General features: G+C 70.6%; 14 protein-coding genes. 6 read left to right on the top strand and 8 right to left on the bottom strand.

Annotated features, from left to right (window positions below):
• Nucleotides 1-4 precede the first annotated feature (4 nt).
• On the bottom strand, nucleotides 5-1,171 hold the full coding sequence (locus J7F03_RS36180; protein WP_214957118.1) for an HpcH/HpaI aldolase/citrate lyase family protein: 1,167 nt from the start codon (nucleotides 1,169-1,171) through the stop codon (nucleotides 5-7).
• A 193-nt stretch (nucleotides 1,172-1,364) separates the two neighbouring features.
• Between J7F03_RS36180 and J7F03_RS36185 the strand changes: the two genes are divergently transcribed.
• Nucleotides 1,365-2,093 carry a TerD family protein gene (locus tag J7F03_RS36185; protein WP_214957238.1) on the top strand — a complete coding sequence of 243 codons (729 nt, stop codon included), beginning with the start codon at nucleotides 1,365-1,367 and terminating at the stop codon, nucleotides 2,091-2,093.
• 49 nt (nucleotides 2,094-2,142) lie between these two features.
• On the opposite strand, the gene J7F03_RS36190 is transcribed toward J7F03_RS36185, so the two are convergent.
• The 6 genes from J7F03_RS36190 to J7F03_RS36215 form a co-directional block, all read right to left on the bottom strand.
• Nucleotides 2,143-2,883, bottom strand: a complete 741-nt coding sequence (locus J7F03_RS36190; RefSeq protein WP_214957120.1) for a Tellurium resistance — start codon at nucleotides 2,881-2,883, stop codon at nucleotides 2,143-2,145.
• A gap of 115 nt (nucleotides 2,884-2,998) precedes the next feature.
• Complete coding sequence (locus tag J7F03_RS36195) at nucleotides 2,999-4,114, bottom strand: DUF475 domain-containing protein (protein WP_214957122.1); 1,116 nt, start codon at nucleotides 4,112-4,114, stop codon at nucleotides 2,999-3,001.
• A 25-nt stretch (nucleotides 4,115-4,139) separates the two neighbouring features.
• Nucleotides 4,140-4,715 (bottom strand): TerD family protein, encoded by a 576-nt coding sequence (locus J7F03_RS36200; RefSeq protein ID WP_214957124.1) that lies wholly within the window; start codon nucleotides 4,713-4,715, stop codon nucleotides 4,140-4,142.
• A gap of 141 nt (nucleotides 4,716-4,856) precedes the next feature.
• On the bottom strand, nucleotides 4,857-5,432 hold the full coding sequence (locus tag J7F03_RS36205) for a TerD family protein (protein WP_008739115.1): 576 nt from the start codon (nucleotides 5,430-5,432) through the stop codon (nucleotides 4,857-4,859).
• A gap of 148 nt (nucleotides 5,433-5,580) precedes the next feature.
• A complete protein-coding gene (locus tag J7F03_RS36210; protein WP_214957126.1) occupies nucleotides 5,581-6,039 on the bottom strand; it encodes a peroxiredoxin in 459 nt (152 codons plus the stop codon).
• 228 nt (nucleotides 6,040-6,267) lie between these two features.
• On the bottom strand, nucleotides 6,268-6,693 hold the full coding sequence (locus J7F03_RS36215) for a DUF3052 domain-containing protein (RefSeq protein WP_214957128.1): 426 nt from the start codon (nucleotides 6,691-6,693) through the stop codon (nucleotides 6,268-6,270).
• A 436-nt stretch (nucleotides 6,694-7,129) separates the two neighbouring features.
• On the opposite strand from J7F03_RS36215, the gene aceE reads away from it, so the two are divergent.
• Nucleotides 7,130-9,862, top strand: coding sequence for a pyruvate dehydrogenase (acetyl-transferring), homodimeric type (gene aceE, locus J7F03_RS36220; protein ID WP_214957130.1), 2,733 nt, complete (start codon nucleotides 7,130-7,132; stop codon nucleotides 9,860-9,862).
• A gap of 130 nt (nucleotides 9,863-9,992) precedes the next feature.
• Complete coding sequence (locus J7F03_RS36225) at nucleotides 9,993-10,856, top strand: potassium channel family protein (RefSeq protein WP_214957132.1); 864 nt, start codon at nucleotides 9,993-9,995, stop codon at nucleotides 10,854-10,856.
• Here J7F03_RS36225 and J7F03_RS36230 read toward each other — a convergent pair.
• Entirely contained in the window at nucleotides 10,837-11,319 is a 483-nt protein-coding gene (locus J7F03_RS36230; protein ID WP_214957134.1) for a peptidase inhibitor family I36 protein, read from the bottom strand. The genes J7F03_RS36225 and J7F03_RS36230 overlap by 20 nt on opposite strands.
• A gap of 378 nt (nucleotides 11,320-11,697) precedes the next feature.
• On the opposite strand from J7F03_RS36230, the gene J7F03_RS36235 reads away from it, so the two are divergent.
• From J7F03_RS36235 to J7F03_RS36245, 3 genes are all read left to right on the top strand, one after another.
• Nucleotides 11,698-12,360: a TetR/AcrR family transcriptional regulator gene (locus tag J7F03_RS36235; protein WP_214957239.1), complete on the top strand. Its 663-nt coding sequence runs from the start codon at nucleotides 11,698-11,700 to the stop codon at nucleotides 12,358-12,360.
• Nucleotides 12,361-12,629: 269 nt separating this feature from the next.
• Complete coding sequence (locus tag J7F03_RS36240) at nucleotides 12,630-13,769, top strand: alpha/beta hydrolase (protein ID WP_214957241.1); 1,140 nt, start codon at nucleotides 12,630-12,632, stop codon at nucleotides 13,767-13,769.
• Between the two features lie 74 nt (nucleotides 13,770-13,843).
• Nucleotides 13,844-14,674: a DUF4429 domain-containing protein gene (locus tag J7F03_RS36245; RefSeq protein WP_214957136.1), complete on the top strand. Its 831-nt coding sequence runs from the start codon at nucleotides 13,844-13,846 to the stop codon at nucleotides 14,672-14,674.
• Nucleotides 14,675-14,712: the final 38 nt, after the last annotated feature.

The following is a 14,712-nucleotide window of genomic DNA, read 5'->3' on the forward strand; positions in this document are numbered from 1 at the left end:
CCGCTCACACCTGGAGCCCGGCCGTGAGGAGATCGACGAAGCCGACCTCCTCCTTCGCCACACCGAAGACCTCCGCGCGCAGCATGGTGCGCTCGGCCCAGGCCCGGTGGGGCTTCACCTCGTTCATCTTGTTCGTGTAGGCGGAACGCATCACTCCGCCACCGCCGCGCTCGGGGCGCAGGATGTCTTGAGCATCGCTGAACTCTTCGTGCGAGACCACCGAGAGCGCGTGGACGGGGGTGACGTGGGCGGGGTGGATGCAGGTCTTGCCCAGCAGCCCGTTGGCCCGGTCGAGCTCGATCTCGCGCAGCAGTCCGTCCAGGTCGTGCTCGATCAGCGCGGTGCGCAGCTCCTCGACGCCCTCCTCCAAGAAGGGGCTGCGGCGCAGCTGCGGCTTGAAGAGGCGCTGCTGGCTGCGGAAGTACTCCCACACCGGGCCGGTGACCGTGAAGCCGGTGCCGTCGGCGCGGCTGAGCACGTTGACCACGTCGGCGATCACGCCGGCGACGATCTGGACGTCGTAGGCGGTCATGTCGGGGGTGCGGCGCAGTCCGTACGCGGAGCAGAAGTCGGTCACGCCGAGCCGCAGCGCGAGCACCCGCTCGCGGTACTTGTTGACCGTGCGGGAGATCCCGGCGAGGGCCTCGACGCGGGTCTCCAGGTGGAGCAGCTCGGGGGTCTCCAGGACGGGCATGGCGTAGAGCCGGGGCTGTCCGCTCGCCGCTTCCGCCTGCGCGACGGCCTCGAGGAAGGCGATACCGCGATTCTCGGTGAATTTCGGGAGTACGAATCCGGCCAGCCGCGACGCCGTGCCGCCGAGCCGGTGCACGAGATCGGGAATCTGTTCGGGCGTGCGGACGCGGATGAAGAGCAGCGGGAGCTCGGCGGGGTCCTCGTCGAGGGCGGCGAACTGCCGGACGAGGTTCTCCTCGCCCCCCACGACATCGGAGTCGCTGATGGAATCCTCCAGGCAGAGCACCATGGAGACGACCCCGCGGCCGGCCTGCTTGCGGATGTCGCGCGCGAGCTGGGTCCGGGTGGCCGGGCTGTAGAGCGTGGCCCCCAGGGCGGCCGCGAGCGTGCGTGCGGGGGAGGCGGCGGTGAATTCGGCCGGCTCCTGGTGGAAGAGGTCCTTGCGGACGGTGGGCGATATGTGCCCGAAGTGACGCATGTGCTTCCCCCGTACTGCCTCGGCGGCCCAACTGGCGTGGCCGGTAATAGTACGTACGAATGAGATTCAAGAGTTCCTCAAGCACATGAAATCGAGGTAACCCTCTTGCACCATGCCCAGGACTCGCTGCGGGGACAAGGTCTGCGGGGGGCCGCATTGTCCCGGTCGTGCCCGGGAGTGCAGGATGACCGTCATGACGCACGCGATGCAGAAGGGCTCGAACATCCCGGTGACCGCCGTGGCGGTCCGGGCGGTGCTGCGCTGGACCGGTGGGACCGATGTGCCGGACGTGGACGCCTCCGCGCTGCTCGTGGGCCCGGACGGGCGGGTGCGCTCGGACGAGGACTTCGTCTTCTACAACCAGCCCCGGCACCCCTCGGGGGCCGTCTGGCGGCTCGGCAAGAAGCAGCTCGGCGACGGCGTCACCGACGCCGTCCAGGCGGACCTGCGGGCCGTCACCCCGGCCGTGGACCGGATCCTCGTCGTCGCCTCCGCCGAGGACGTTCCCTTCCGACGGGTCCGTGACCTGCGGATCCTGCTCTACGACGCCACCGCGACCGGCGGCTCCGAACCGCTGGCCTTCTTCGACGTGCGGCCCGAGACGGGCGCCGAGACTGCGCTGATCTGTGGCGAGCTGTACCGGCGGGGCGAGGGGTGGAAGTTCCGCGCACTGGGCGAGGGCTACTCCGACGGGCTGGTCGGACTGGCCACCGATCACGGGATCTCCGTGGACGAGAGCGCCCCCGACGCCGCGGCCGCGGCTCCCGCCCCGGTGGCGCCCGCGCCGCCCACGCAGGCTCCGCCGGACGCGCAGCCCGCGTACGGGTACCCGCAGCCGGTGTCACCCGTTCCGGTGCCGGCTCCGGGCGGGGATCCGGCATTCCGGATGCCGGCGCAAGGGCCGCAGTTCATCCGCCGCTGAGTGCCTGCGCCGCGAGCGCTCGCGCGGTGAGCGCTCGCGCGCCGGGCGCTCACGCCTTCGTCTTGTAGCCCCGGCCCCACTGGAGGCCCCAGCCGTACAGGCGGTCGAGCTCGGCCTGGAACCCGTAGACGAATTTCACCTCGCGGCGCACGATCAGCTCACCCTTGACGTTCTCCAGGGAGACGACCGCGCAGGAGCGGGCCTGCGGGTGGCGCTCCTCCAGCGGGATCTCGATGCGCGGCCCGGTGATCGGGTAGAGGGTCACCAGGGCGTGCGTCCGGTCGAAGGCCGGGGTCTGGTCGTAGATGTAGACGAAGACCAGCAGCCGCTTGATGTCCTCGGCGTGGTCGAGGTTGACGAAGATCGTCTCGCCCGAGGGCGCCCCGAACCGGTCGTCGCCGCTCAGCTTCACGTAGGGCGGGCTGTTGATGTCGCCGTGCAGGTTGCCCAGCGGCTGGACGACACCCCGGGTACCGTCGGTCAGCTCGTAGAGGCAGCCGATGTCGAGGTCGACATTGACCATGCCCTGGGTGTGCGCCTGCACCATGTCGGGCTTGAACAGCTTGAACGGATGCCGGAAGAGCTGCCCGCTCTGGCCGGCGGCGCGGCCGCCTATGTCCGAGGTGCGCATCCGCCAGGAGAGGTTGACGCGCAGATTGCCGTGCACCGCCCCCTGTTTGGTGAGCGACACCGTCGGTTGGCGTTTGGTCAGCTCGATGGCGTTCGACGAGGCGCTGCCCGACTGGAACTGCACCCCGCGGCTGCCCCTGATGCCGTCGAAGAATCCCATCCCCTCAACCCCCCTGATCCCTGGTTCCCTGCCGGCGTACGGAAGCGGGGCGGCCCGGTGGGTCCGTGGACCCCCGGACCGCCCCGCACTTGAGCGTTCCGCATTACCGCCGTGATCATGCCTCGGCGGTGGAACCCTCCAGCTCCAGGCGCTTGTTGCGGCGCACCGAGGACCAGAAGGACCAGGCGATGAGCAGCACGCCGACGAGGCCGGTGATGACCTCGTGGATCTCGTACTGGATGGTGACGAGCAGGATGACGGCGAGGGCGCCGATGGCGTAGTGCGCGCCGTGCTCCAGGTAGACGTAGTCGTCGAGGGTGCCCTGGCGGACCAGGTAGACCGTGAGCGACCGGACGTACATGGCACCGATGCCGAGGCCGAGGGCCATGAGCACGATGTCGTTGGTGATGGCGAAGGCGCCGATGACCCCGTCGAAGGAGAAGGAGGCGTCGAGGACTTCGAGGTAGAGGAACATGAAGAACGCGGCCTTGCCGGCCATGGCCACGGCCGAGACCGGCTTGCCGGACTTCTTGGCCGCTTCCTCCGCCTCGTGCTCGGCCTCTTCCTCTTCCTCGAGCTTGTTCTCGAAGTAGCCGGAGAGACCGCCGACGATCATGTACGTGATCAGGCCGAGGACGCCGGAGACCAGGACGGTCTGGGCCTTGTCCACGTGGGTGCCGCCGTGCTGGTGGGCGTGGGCGGCGAAGGTCATCGAGGTGACGACCAGGACGATCAGCGCGATGCACGCGGACAGCATGTCGATCTTGCCGAGCTTGGCGAGCGGACGCTCGAGCCAGGCGAGCCACTTGATGTCGCGGTCCTCGAAAATGAAGTCGAGGAAGATCATCAGGAGGAACATGCCGCCGAAGGCGGCGATGGACGGGTGAGCGTCCGTGACGAGCTGCTTGTACATGTCCTTGTCGGTCATGGCCAGATCGACGGCCTCGATGGGCCCGATCTTGGCGCTGATCGCGACGATCACGACGGGGAAGACCAGTCGCATGCCGAAGACCGCGATGAGCACACCGACCGTGAGGAAGATCTTCTGCCAGAAGGCATTCATCTTCTTCAGGATTCCGGCATTGACCACCGCGTTGTCGAACGACAGCGAGATCTCAAGGATCGACAGGATCGCGACGATCCCGAAAGCCTGCCACCCCCCGTAGAACACCGCTGCGACCAGACCGAGCGCAGTGACTGCGAACGACCAGCCGAAGGTTTTGAGAACCACTGGCACCCCATCGTGTTGTACGGCTTTACGAAACATTGACCCCGAAGTCTAGAGCGATGCCCCGCAGCCCCGACGCGTACCCCTGCCCCACGGCCCGGAACTTCCATTCGCCCCCGTACCGGTAGACCTCGCCGAAGATCATCGCGGTCTCGCTGGAAGCGTCCTCGGAGAGGTCGTAGCGCGCCAGTTCCTGGCCGTCCGCCTGATTGACCACGCGGATGAACGCGTTGCTGACCTGGCCGAAGCTCTGCCGGCGGGCATCCGCCTCGTGGATGGAGACCGGGAAGACGATCTTGTCCACGGACTCCGGCACCTCGGTGAGGTCGATGATGATCGACTCGTCGTCGCCCTCACCCTCGCCGGTGAGATTGTCCCCCGTGTGTTCGACGGAGCCCTCGGGGCTCTTCAGGTTGTTGTAGAAGACGAAGTACTCGTCCCCGAGCACCCGGCCGCTGTTGCACAGCAGCGCGCTGGCGTCGAGGTCGAAGTCGGCCCCCGTCGTCGATCGCGCGTCCCATCCGAGGCCGATCAGGACCCGGGTGAGGTTCGGTGCGGCCTTGGAGAGGGAGACATTGCCCCCCTTGGCGAGTGTGACGCCCATGTTGTGGTCCTCCCCGGACAACGGTGTGACGACGTGGCGGTGCGGCGGTGCGGCGGTAAAGCCGGAACGGCGCCGTACACACAGTGCACGGCGCCGGACAGGTGAAGAGGCTGCTCTGACGGATCAGGCCGGCCCGGGGGCTCAGACGTTGACGCCGAAGTCCTGCGCGATGCCGCGCAGGCCCGAGGCGTAACCCTGGCCGATGGCACGGAACTTCCACTCCGCGCCGTTGCGGTACAGCTCGCCGAAGACCATGGCGGTCTCGGTCGAGGCGTCCTCCGACAGGTCGTAGCGGGCGAGCTCGGTGTTGTCGGCCTGGTTCACGACGCGGATGTAGGCGTTGCGGACCTGGCCGAAGCTCTGCTGGCGGCTCTCGGCCTCGTAGATCGAGACCGGGAAGACGATCTTGGCCACGTCGGCGGGGACACCGGCGAGGTTGACCTTGATCGCCTCGTCGTCGCCTTCGCCCTCACCGGTGGTGTTGTCACCGGTGTGCTCGACCGAACCGTCCGGGCTCTTCAGGTTGTTGAAGAACACGAAGTTCGCGTCGCTGGCGACCTTGCCCTGGTCGTTGGTCAGGATCGCGCTGGCGTCGAGGTCGAAGTCGACGCCGGTGGTGGTGCGAGCGTCCCAGCCCAGACCGACGATGACCGCCGTCAGGTTCGGCGCGGCCTTGGTCAGCGAGACGTTGCCGCCCTTGCTGAGGCTGACTCCCACGGGTCCTCCATAAGGTTTTGTGTGGGGCGGGGCCCCGTCGTGCGGTTTCTGCAGGATCAACGTTTCGATCCTAGTGACGGGTTCCCGCCTGTACGGGCTTATTCGAGGCGAACGGGCCCACGAGCATGCCGAACGGGCCCACAGGCCCTCAGAGGCTGTCGAGGGCCTTGATGTACTCGTTCAGGTCACGCGCGTCGGGCAGTCCGTTGACGACACTCCAGCGCACGATGCCGTCCTTGTCGATGACGAAGGTGCCGCGCACCGCGCAGCCCTTGTCCTCGTCGAAGACCCCGTAGGCGCGCGAGGTCTCGCCGTGCGGCCAGAAGTCCGACAGGAGCGGGTAGTCCAGGCCCTCCTGCTCGCCGAAGACGCGCAGGGTGGGCACGGAGTCGTTGGAGACCGCGAGGAGCTGCACGTCGGCGTTCTGGAAGCGCGGGAGCTGGTCGCGCAGCTCGCACAGCTCGCCGGTGCAGACACCGGTGAAGGCGAACGGGTAGAAGAGCAGCACCACGGCCTTCTCCCCGCGGAAGTCGGAGAGCCGCACGGTGGCGCCGTGGTTGTCCTTGAGCTCGAAGTCCGGGGCCTTGCTGCCGACCTCGATCGCCATCTGTCGCATCCCTTCGGTCCCGCAGCCCTGCGTTGGGCTGTCCGGGTGATCTCAGCTTATGGGTCCGCCGCTCGTACGACCCCTGCCGGGCGTCGGGTGTGCCGCGTCCGGCGGGGTCCGTGGCCGCGTCCGGCGGTGGCGGCGGCCGCCGCCGAACGCACGCACCCCGCCGGCCGGGATGATTCCGGCAGGCGGGGTGCGTGTGTCCGCTTGGCTGCGGGGCGCGGCTCAGCGCTTGGACTTGGCCGTCTTCGGGGTCGCCAGCTTGGTGGCGGTCCACTCCTTGCCGACGGGGAGGCCCTTGGCCAGGGAGAGGCCGGCGGTCTCGGCGGCCTCGCTGATGTCGCTGGCCTCGACGAAGCCGTCCTTGCCGGTCTTGGGAGTCACCAGCAGGATCAGTGCGCCGTCCTCGACCAGCTCGGTCGCGTCGACCAGGGCGTCCGTCAGGTCGCCGTCGTCCTCCCGGAACCAGAGCAGAACCGCGTCTGCGACATCGTCGTAGTCCTCATCGACGAGTTCGGTGACGTGACCCTCTACAGCATCACGGAATTCCTGATCGACGTCGTCGTCGTAGCCGATCTCCTGGACCACCTGTTCGGACTGGAAACCCAGCCGGGCGGCCAGGTTCTCCGCGTGGTCCGCGGTCGCGCTCACGGGGTGCCTCCTGCTCATGTTCGGTGAATGTTCTTCGGCGGCGCGCGTACGCGCAGCATTGGGCGTAGTCCACACGGGCGCGGCGGATCGCGCAAGTACCCGGCCGCCGAGACCGTCGAAACGGTGACGATTGCGGCCGTCTCGCCGCAACTTTCAGCCTCTCCGTATGTACCTCTGGTGATTCATCCCACACCATTCCACCGCATTCGGCATCGCCTCGGGACTTTCCTACCTGTTTGAGGGACGAACGGCCCAGCGGAGTCCTAGATCGACATGGGCGTAAGGTTGCGGTTTGGCCGGTGTCGTCGCCACAGCCACCACAATCCCGCCGACTCAAGGGATTACCGAGCGGTAAAGATGACGATTTCCGCCGAGCGTACGACCATGGGAGGCGGCGAACCCCAAGGCACGACTCCCCCGACAGCGAAGGAACAGCGTGGCTTCCGCATCCGATCGCAATCCGATCATCATTGGTGGCCTGCCGAGTCAGGTCCCGGACTTCGATCCGGAAGAGACGCAGGAGTGGCTCGACTCGCTGGACGCCGCCGTCGACGAGCGGGGCCGTGAGCGCGCCCGCTACCTGATGCTGCGGCTGATCGAGCGGGCCCGCGAGAAGCGCGTGGCCGTGCCCGAGATGCGCTCCACGGACTACGTCAACACCATCGCCACCAAGGACGAGCCCTTCTTCCCCGGCAACGAGGAGATCGAGCGCAAGGTCCTCAACGCCACCCGGTGGAACGCGGCCGTCATGGTCTCGCGCGCCCAGCGCCCCGGCATCGGCGTCGGCGGCCACATCGCCACCTTCGCCTCCTCCGCCTCCCTCTACGACGTGGGCTTCAACCACTTCTTCCGGGGCAAGGACGAGGGTGACGGCGGCGACCAGATCTTCTTCCAGGGCCACGCCTCCCCCGGCATCTACGCCCGCGCCTACCTCCTGGACCGGCTCTCCGAGCAGCAGCTCGACGCGTTCCGCCAGGAGAAGTCGAAGGCCCCGTACGGCCTGTCCAGCTACCCGCACCCGCGGCTGATGCCGGACTTCTGGGAGTTCCCGACCGTCTCGATGGGCCTCGGCCCGCTCGGTGCGATCTACCAGGCCCGGATGAACCGGTACATGCAGGCGCGCGGGATCGCGGACACCTCCAAGTCCCACGTATGGGCGTATCTCGGTGACGGCGAGATGGACGAGCCGGAGTCGCTCGGCCAACTGTCCATCGCCGCGCGCGAAGGCCTGGACAACCTGACCTTCGTCGTCAACTGCAACCTCCAGCGCCTCGACGGCCCGGTGCGCGGCAACGGCAAGATCATCCAGGAGTTGGAGTCGATCTTCCGGGGCGCCGGCTGGAACGTCATCAAGCTGATCTGGGACCGTTCCTGGGACCCGCTGCTGGCCCAGGACCGGGACGGCATCCTGGTCAACAAGATGAACTCCACCCCGGACGGGCAGTTCCAGACGTACGCCACCGAGTCGGGCGCGTACATCCGTGACCACTTCTTCGGCGGCGACCAGCGGCTGCGCGCGATGGTCGAGAACATGACCGACCAGCAGATCCAGCACCTGGGCCGCGGCGGCCACGACCACAAGAAGGTCTACGCGGCCTACGCGGCGGCCAAGGCCCACAAGGGCCAGCCGACGGTGATCCTGGCCCAGACGGTCAAGGGCTGGACGCTGGGCCCGAACTTCGAGGGCCGCAACGCGACGCACCAGATGAAGAAGCTGACGGTCGACGACCTCAAGCGCTTCCGCGACCGCCTGCACATCCCGATCACGGACGCCCAGCTGGAGAGCGGCGCCCCTCCGTACTACCACCCGGGCCGCAATTCCCCCGAGATCCAGTACATGCACGACCAGCGCAGCGCGCACGGCGGCTACGTGCCGACCCGTGTGGTGCGCGCCAAGCCGCTGCAGCTGCCGGACGACACGGCGTACGCGGCTGCCAAGAAGGGTTCGGGCCAGCAGTCGATCGCCACCACGATGGCCTTCGTCCGCATCCTGAAGGACCTCATGCGGGACAAGGAGATCGGCAGGCGCTTCGTGCTGATCGCGCCCGACGAGTACCGCACCTTCGGCATGGACGCGTTCTTCCCGAGCGCGAAGATCTACAACCCGCTGGGCCAGCAGTACGAGGCGGTCGACCGCGACCTGCTGCTCGCGTACAAGGAGTCCCCGACCGGCCAGATGCTGCACGACGGCATCTCGGAGGCGGGCTGCACGGCCTCGCTGATCGCCGCCGGTTCGGCGTACGCGACGCACGGCGAGCCGCTGATCCCCGTCTACGTCTTCTACTCGATGTTCGGTTTCCAGCGCACCGGTGACCAGTTCTGGCAGATGGCCGACCAGCTGGCCCGCGGTTTCGTCCTCGGCGCTACCGCCGGCCGGACCACCCTGACGGGTGAGGGCCTGCAGCACGCCGACGGCCACTCCCAGCTGCTGGCGTCGACCAACCCGGGCTGTGTGGCGTACGACCCGGCGTACGGGTACGAGATCGCGCACATCGTCAAGGACGGTCTGCGGCGGATGTACGGGCCCGACGCCGAGGACGTCTTCTACTACCTGACCGTCTACAACGAGCCGATCCAGCACCCGGCCGAGCCGGCGGACGTCGACGTGGACGGCATCCTCAAGGGCATCCACCGGGTCTCCACCGGGACCACGGGCAGCGTCGGGGCGCAGATCATGGCCTCGGGCGTGGCGGTGCCGTGGGCGCTGGAGGCCCAGCGGATCCTGGCCGCCGAGTGGAACGTCAAGGCGGACGTCTGGTCGGCGACCTCCTGGAACGAGCTGCGCCGCGAGGCCATCGCGGTGGAGGAGCACAACCTGCTCCACCCGGAGGAGGAGCAGCGCGTCCCGTACGTGACCCGCAAGCTGTCCGGCGCGGAGGGCCCCTTCGTGGCGGTCTCCGACTGGATGCGGGCGGTCCCGGACCAGATCTCGCGCTGGGTGCCCGGCACCTACACGTCGCTGGGCGCGGACGGCTTCGGCTTCGCGGACACGCGCGGTGCGGCCCGGCGGTTCTTCCACATCGACGCGCAGTCGGTGGTCCTCTCGGTGCTGACCGAGCTGTCCCGGGAGGGCAAGATCGACCGCTCGGCGCTGAAGCAGGCGATCGACCGGTACCAGCTGCTGGACGTCAGGGCGGCCGACCCGGGCGCGGCGGGCGGCGACGCCTGACGCTCCGCGGGATGAACGGGTGACGACGTGGGCCGGGCCGCCGAGGCGGACCCGGCCCACCGTCGTCGGGTGAACGGGCCCCGCCCAGCCGGGGCCCGTTTCGCTTTGCCCGTTCCCTACGATGCTCCGCATGAAGCAACCCTCCCGCCAGACGCGGTGGGAGCGCCGGACGCAGACGCCTCTGCTGGTGCTCGCCCTCGGATTCGCCGTCGCCTACGCCGTGCCCATCGCCCTGCCCGACGCGAGTCCGGCCGTACACAGCGCCTGCAAGCACGCCGAGTGGGTGGTGTGGGCGGCCTTCGCCGCTGACTACCTGGTGCGGCTCGGCCTGTCGACGACGAGGAAGGCGTTCGTACGGACCCACTGGATGGACCTGGCGGCGGTGCTGCTGCCGATGATCCAGCCGCTGCGGCTGCTGCGCGTGGTCTCCACGCTGCTGCTGGTGGGCCGGCGGGCCCGGATGGCCCCGCAGATCCGGTTGACCACCTACGTGGCGGGCGCGGTGGTCGGGCTGCTGATGTTCGGCTCGCTCGCCGTGCTGAGCGTGGAGCGGGAGGCTCCTGGCGGCAACATCAAGAACCTGGGTGACGCCCTGTGGTGGTCGGTGACGACCATGACGACGGTCGGGTACGGGGACCACTCCCCCACCACCGGGCTCGGCCGGCTGCTGGCGGTGGGGCTGATGCTGTCGGGGATCGCGCTGCTGGGTGTGGTGACCGCCAACATCGCGGCCTGGTTCATCTCCCGCTTCGAGCGGGACGACCTGGTGGAACGGGCGCAGACGGCGGCGATCGCCGAACTGACGGTGGAGGTACGGGCGCTGCGCGCGGAGGTCGCCCGGCTCGGCGCGGCCGGGGCCGGCTCGGGAACCGCGGGAGGCGCCGGGGCCGGGGCCCGGGCCGCCGGGCCCGCCCCGGGCGCGGAGGCGGACGTACCGGTCCAGGCGCCCGGGGCGGCTCCGGCGGCGGGCGCCGTCAGCGCTCCCACACCTTGAACGCCCTGACCTGGTAGGGGGACTGGGGCAGCCACACCCCGTCGCCCGGGTAGGTCTGGAACTCTCCCGTCTCGGCGCACTCGGCCGACTGGTAGGTGGTGACCGGGCGCCCGGTGCGGTTGACGAGGGACTGGGCGGTGGTGCCGGGCGGCAGCGCCGTGCAGCTGTTGATGTCGAGGGTGCTGAGCTCGTGGGTCTTGCGCGCCCCCTTGAACTCCGGCTTCGCCCACAAGCACAGCTGCCCGGTGGCGCAGGCCCCGAGCGTCGGCGGCCCGGAGGCATGGCCGGGGGTGTGGGCCGATGTGTGGCTCGAAGCGTGGCCCGATGTGTGGGCCGAGGCGTGGCCCCGGGCAGGGCCCGCCGCGTGGGCGGATCCCGCCGTGCCCGGGACCAGCAGGGTGGCGGCGAGGACGGCGGCCGTGGCGACGGCGCGCCCGGAAGAAGTGGTGCTCCACGTACGCATGACGGGTCAACTCCTGGTGGACTTACGGGCCCCGGACCGATTCCGGAGCTCCGTCGACACCACGCTGACCTGCGCATACGGGCCGGCGGAAGGGGCCGGGGGCGGGTCCACCCGGATAGGCGACAACCCCGCCGGGGCCCCCGGCGGGGCTGCGGCGGCCCCGGAGTTGACGCGTCCGCGGCCCGTCCGACCGGCCGCGGAGCGGGCCGGTCGGCACCGGGCACGGCCTGGACGTGGGCCGCGCCCGCGCCCGCGGGCGGTGGAGGCGGTGCCCGTCCCTGACACGAACGTGTCGTCGGCGGCGCCCGTGACGGCCGGGCGGGGAGGACGGATACCCTGACCGCCCACTCCGCGTCAGAAAGGACCCCGTCCGCCGTGATGACCGACCAGCGGCCCGCGCCGTCCGCGCCGGCGGCCGGACTGCGCGAGCGCAAGAAGCGGCGCACCCGCGACGCGCTGCTGCGCGCCGCGCTCCACCTCTTCACCGCCCAGGGGTACGAGGAGACCACCGTCGACGAGATCACCGACGCGGTGGACGTCTCCCAGCGCACCTTCTTCCGGTACTTCGCCAACAAGGAGGAGGTCGCCTTCGCCGTCCAGGACCTGGTCGAATCGCACTTCGTCGCGGCGCTGCGCGCCCGGCCGCCCGCCGAGGGCCCCCTGGAAGCGATGCGCGCGGCCGTGCTGGACGCCTGGGACACCATCGAGGAGGCCATCTCGGACCTGGTCCCGGTCGACCTGTACATGCGCAGCTACCGGCTCATCGAGTCCACACCGGCCCTGCTCGCCGTGCACCTGCGCCGCTCCACCGAACTGGAGGAGCGGATCGCCCGGCTGATCGCCGAGCGCGAGGACCTGGACGTGGACGCCGATCCCCGGCCCCGGGTGGCCGTCGCCGCCTTCTCGGGCGTGATGCGGGTCACCGGCCGCCTCTGGGGCCAGGGCGAGGACACCAGCGTCGACACGATCCGGCGGATGACCGTCCGCTACCTCGACCAGATCGGCCCGGCGCTGGCCGCGGCCTGGCGCCGTCCCGGCTGACCGGCGGCGGCCCGGGCCGCGGGTCCGCCCGTACGAAGGGTCCCTGGCCGCGCGTCCGCCCGTACGCGGCCCCGTACGCGATCTCCGCCGGTGGCGGCCCGCCGCGCACGGTCGGCGGTGACTCCGGTCACCCCGCGCGCCACTGCCCGGGGCGGTCTCCTACCCTGAGCTCAGTGAACCTGCCCGGCCCCGCCCATCCCCTCGCGTCCGACATCGTCGCGCGTCCGGCCGCCCTGCGCACCCTGCTCGCGCTGGCGGTGGTCTTCCTCATGCTCGCGACCACCGGCTGGACCTCGGTGTACCGGCCCGAGGGCGGCGTGTCCCCGCGCGAGGCGGCGCTCGCCTCCTGGGCCCAGGCGCGCTTCGGCGGCCGGGCGCTGCCCGCCGCCGACGCCCCCGCGCGGACGGTGGCGCGCTTCTTCGCGAGCCTGGACGGCGCCCAGCGCGCCCGGCTCGCCGAGGCCCACCCGCTCGTCGTCGGCAGCCTCGACGGCGCTCCGGTCACCGCCCGCTACCGGGCCAACCGGATCGGCCTGCAGCGGGCCGCGCGGCTCGAGGAGGCCCACCGGGGCGACGTCTCGCTGGCCCCCGCCGACCGCGCCACGGCCGCGCGGCGCGCCCACCGCTTCGAGTCCCTCGCCGAACCCCGCCGGCAGATCCTCACCTTCGACCCCACCGGCGGCGGCCTCGTCGCCGAGGTCTTCGGCGATCTCGACGCGGCCCGCCGGGTCTCGGTGATCGTCCCCGGCGTCGACACCGACGCGCTCACCTTCGAGCGCACCGAGCGGCGCCTGACCGCCCCCGTCGGCATGGCGGAGTCCCTGTACGGGGCCGAGCGCGCGACCGCGCCCACGAGCCGGACGGCGGTCATCGCCTGGGCCGGCTACACCGCCCCGACCGGGGTCGGCATGGACGCGGCGACGGGCCGGATGGCCGTGGACGGCGCGGCCAGGCTGCGCGCGCTGGCCGACGCGCTGCCCGGGCGCTCCAGTGTGGCGCTGTTCTGCCACAGCTACGGCTCCGTGGTGTGCGGGGTCGCCGCGGACGAACTGCCGGCCCGGGTCACGGACATCGCGGTGGCCGGCAGCCCGGGAATGCGGGCCGACACCGTCGGGGACCTGGGCACTTCGGCGCGGGTGTGGTCGATGCGGGACTCCGGCGACTGGATCGCCGACGTGCCGCACCTGGAGTTCGGCGGACTGGGCCACGGCGCGGATCCGGTCGCTCCGGGGTTCGGCGCGCGCGTGCTGTCCGCGGCCGGGGCCAAGAGCCACACCGGCTATTTCGAGCCAGGGACCGCCTCCCTGGACAACTTCGCCAAAATCGGAACCGGTGAGTTCGGTTCCACTGTGTGCGCCACCGGGGACGACACGTGCCGGCGCGGAGTATCCCGCGCGGACGGTTCCTGACCCGCCCGGACGACCCGAAATCGGACCTCACAGCGGGGGGACGCGTGGGGGTGCGTCCCTTTACGATGTGCCGCATGGGTGACGTACTGGCCGGAAACCATGCCGTCTGGGAGTTCGACCGCACCACGGACTCGATGATCATCCGCTTCGCACGGGGGATGCGAACGCCCAGGCTCTGGCACGCCCTGGGGGCGCGCCGGATCCCCCTCGAAGCGTTGTCCGGGGTGAGCCTGACCGCGGGACGGCGGGGCACCGTGGTGCTGCGCGCGTGCGCACGGGTGGGCGCGGACCCCCTGATGGAGGTCGCGGCGGGGCAGCTGAGGGAAGTGTGCGATCCGTACCGGCTGGTGCTGCCGGGCGACGCGCGGGGGCGGGCCGCGGCCTTCGCGCAGGCCCTGCGCGAGCGGCTGGGCCCGGCCGGGCCGGCCGACCGCTTCCTGGTCTCGGCGCCCGAGCCGCCGCTCGCCCTGAAGGCGTACGACGCGCGCCTCGCCTTCGACGGCGGCGCCGTCACCTTCCACTGGTCCCGTACGGGGGCCACGAGCACCAAGTGGAAGGCGGGCGACCAGCGTTATCCGCTGGCCGCGCTGACCGGCGTCGAATGGCACTCCGCGGACCGTCCCGGGGGCCACCTGCGGCTGTCGGTCCGTGACGCCCCGGGCGATCCGCGCCCGGACCACGACCTCGCCTCGGCCGTCTTCGGCGTGGGCTACGGGGCCGTGCACGAGTCCTTGCCGTTCGCGGCCTGCGTACTGGCCGCGCTGCGCGGCCGTACCCCGGTCGCCTCCGTACCGGCGCCCCGCCCGGGCGGCCGGCTGCGGCACCTGAGCGAGCTGCACGGCGCGGGCCTGCTCACGGACGCGGAGTACGCGGCCCTGTGCGACCGCTTCGCGGCGGAGGCCTAGCCCTCCGCCGCGAGGCCCGGCCGCGTGCGGAGCCGTCC

The sequence above is a fragment of the Streptomyces sp. ISL-43 genome (genome assembly GCF_018614195.1).
Lineage (GTDB): Bacteria > Actinomycetota > Actinomycetes > Streptomycetales > Streptomycetaceae > Streptomyces.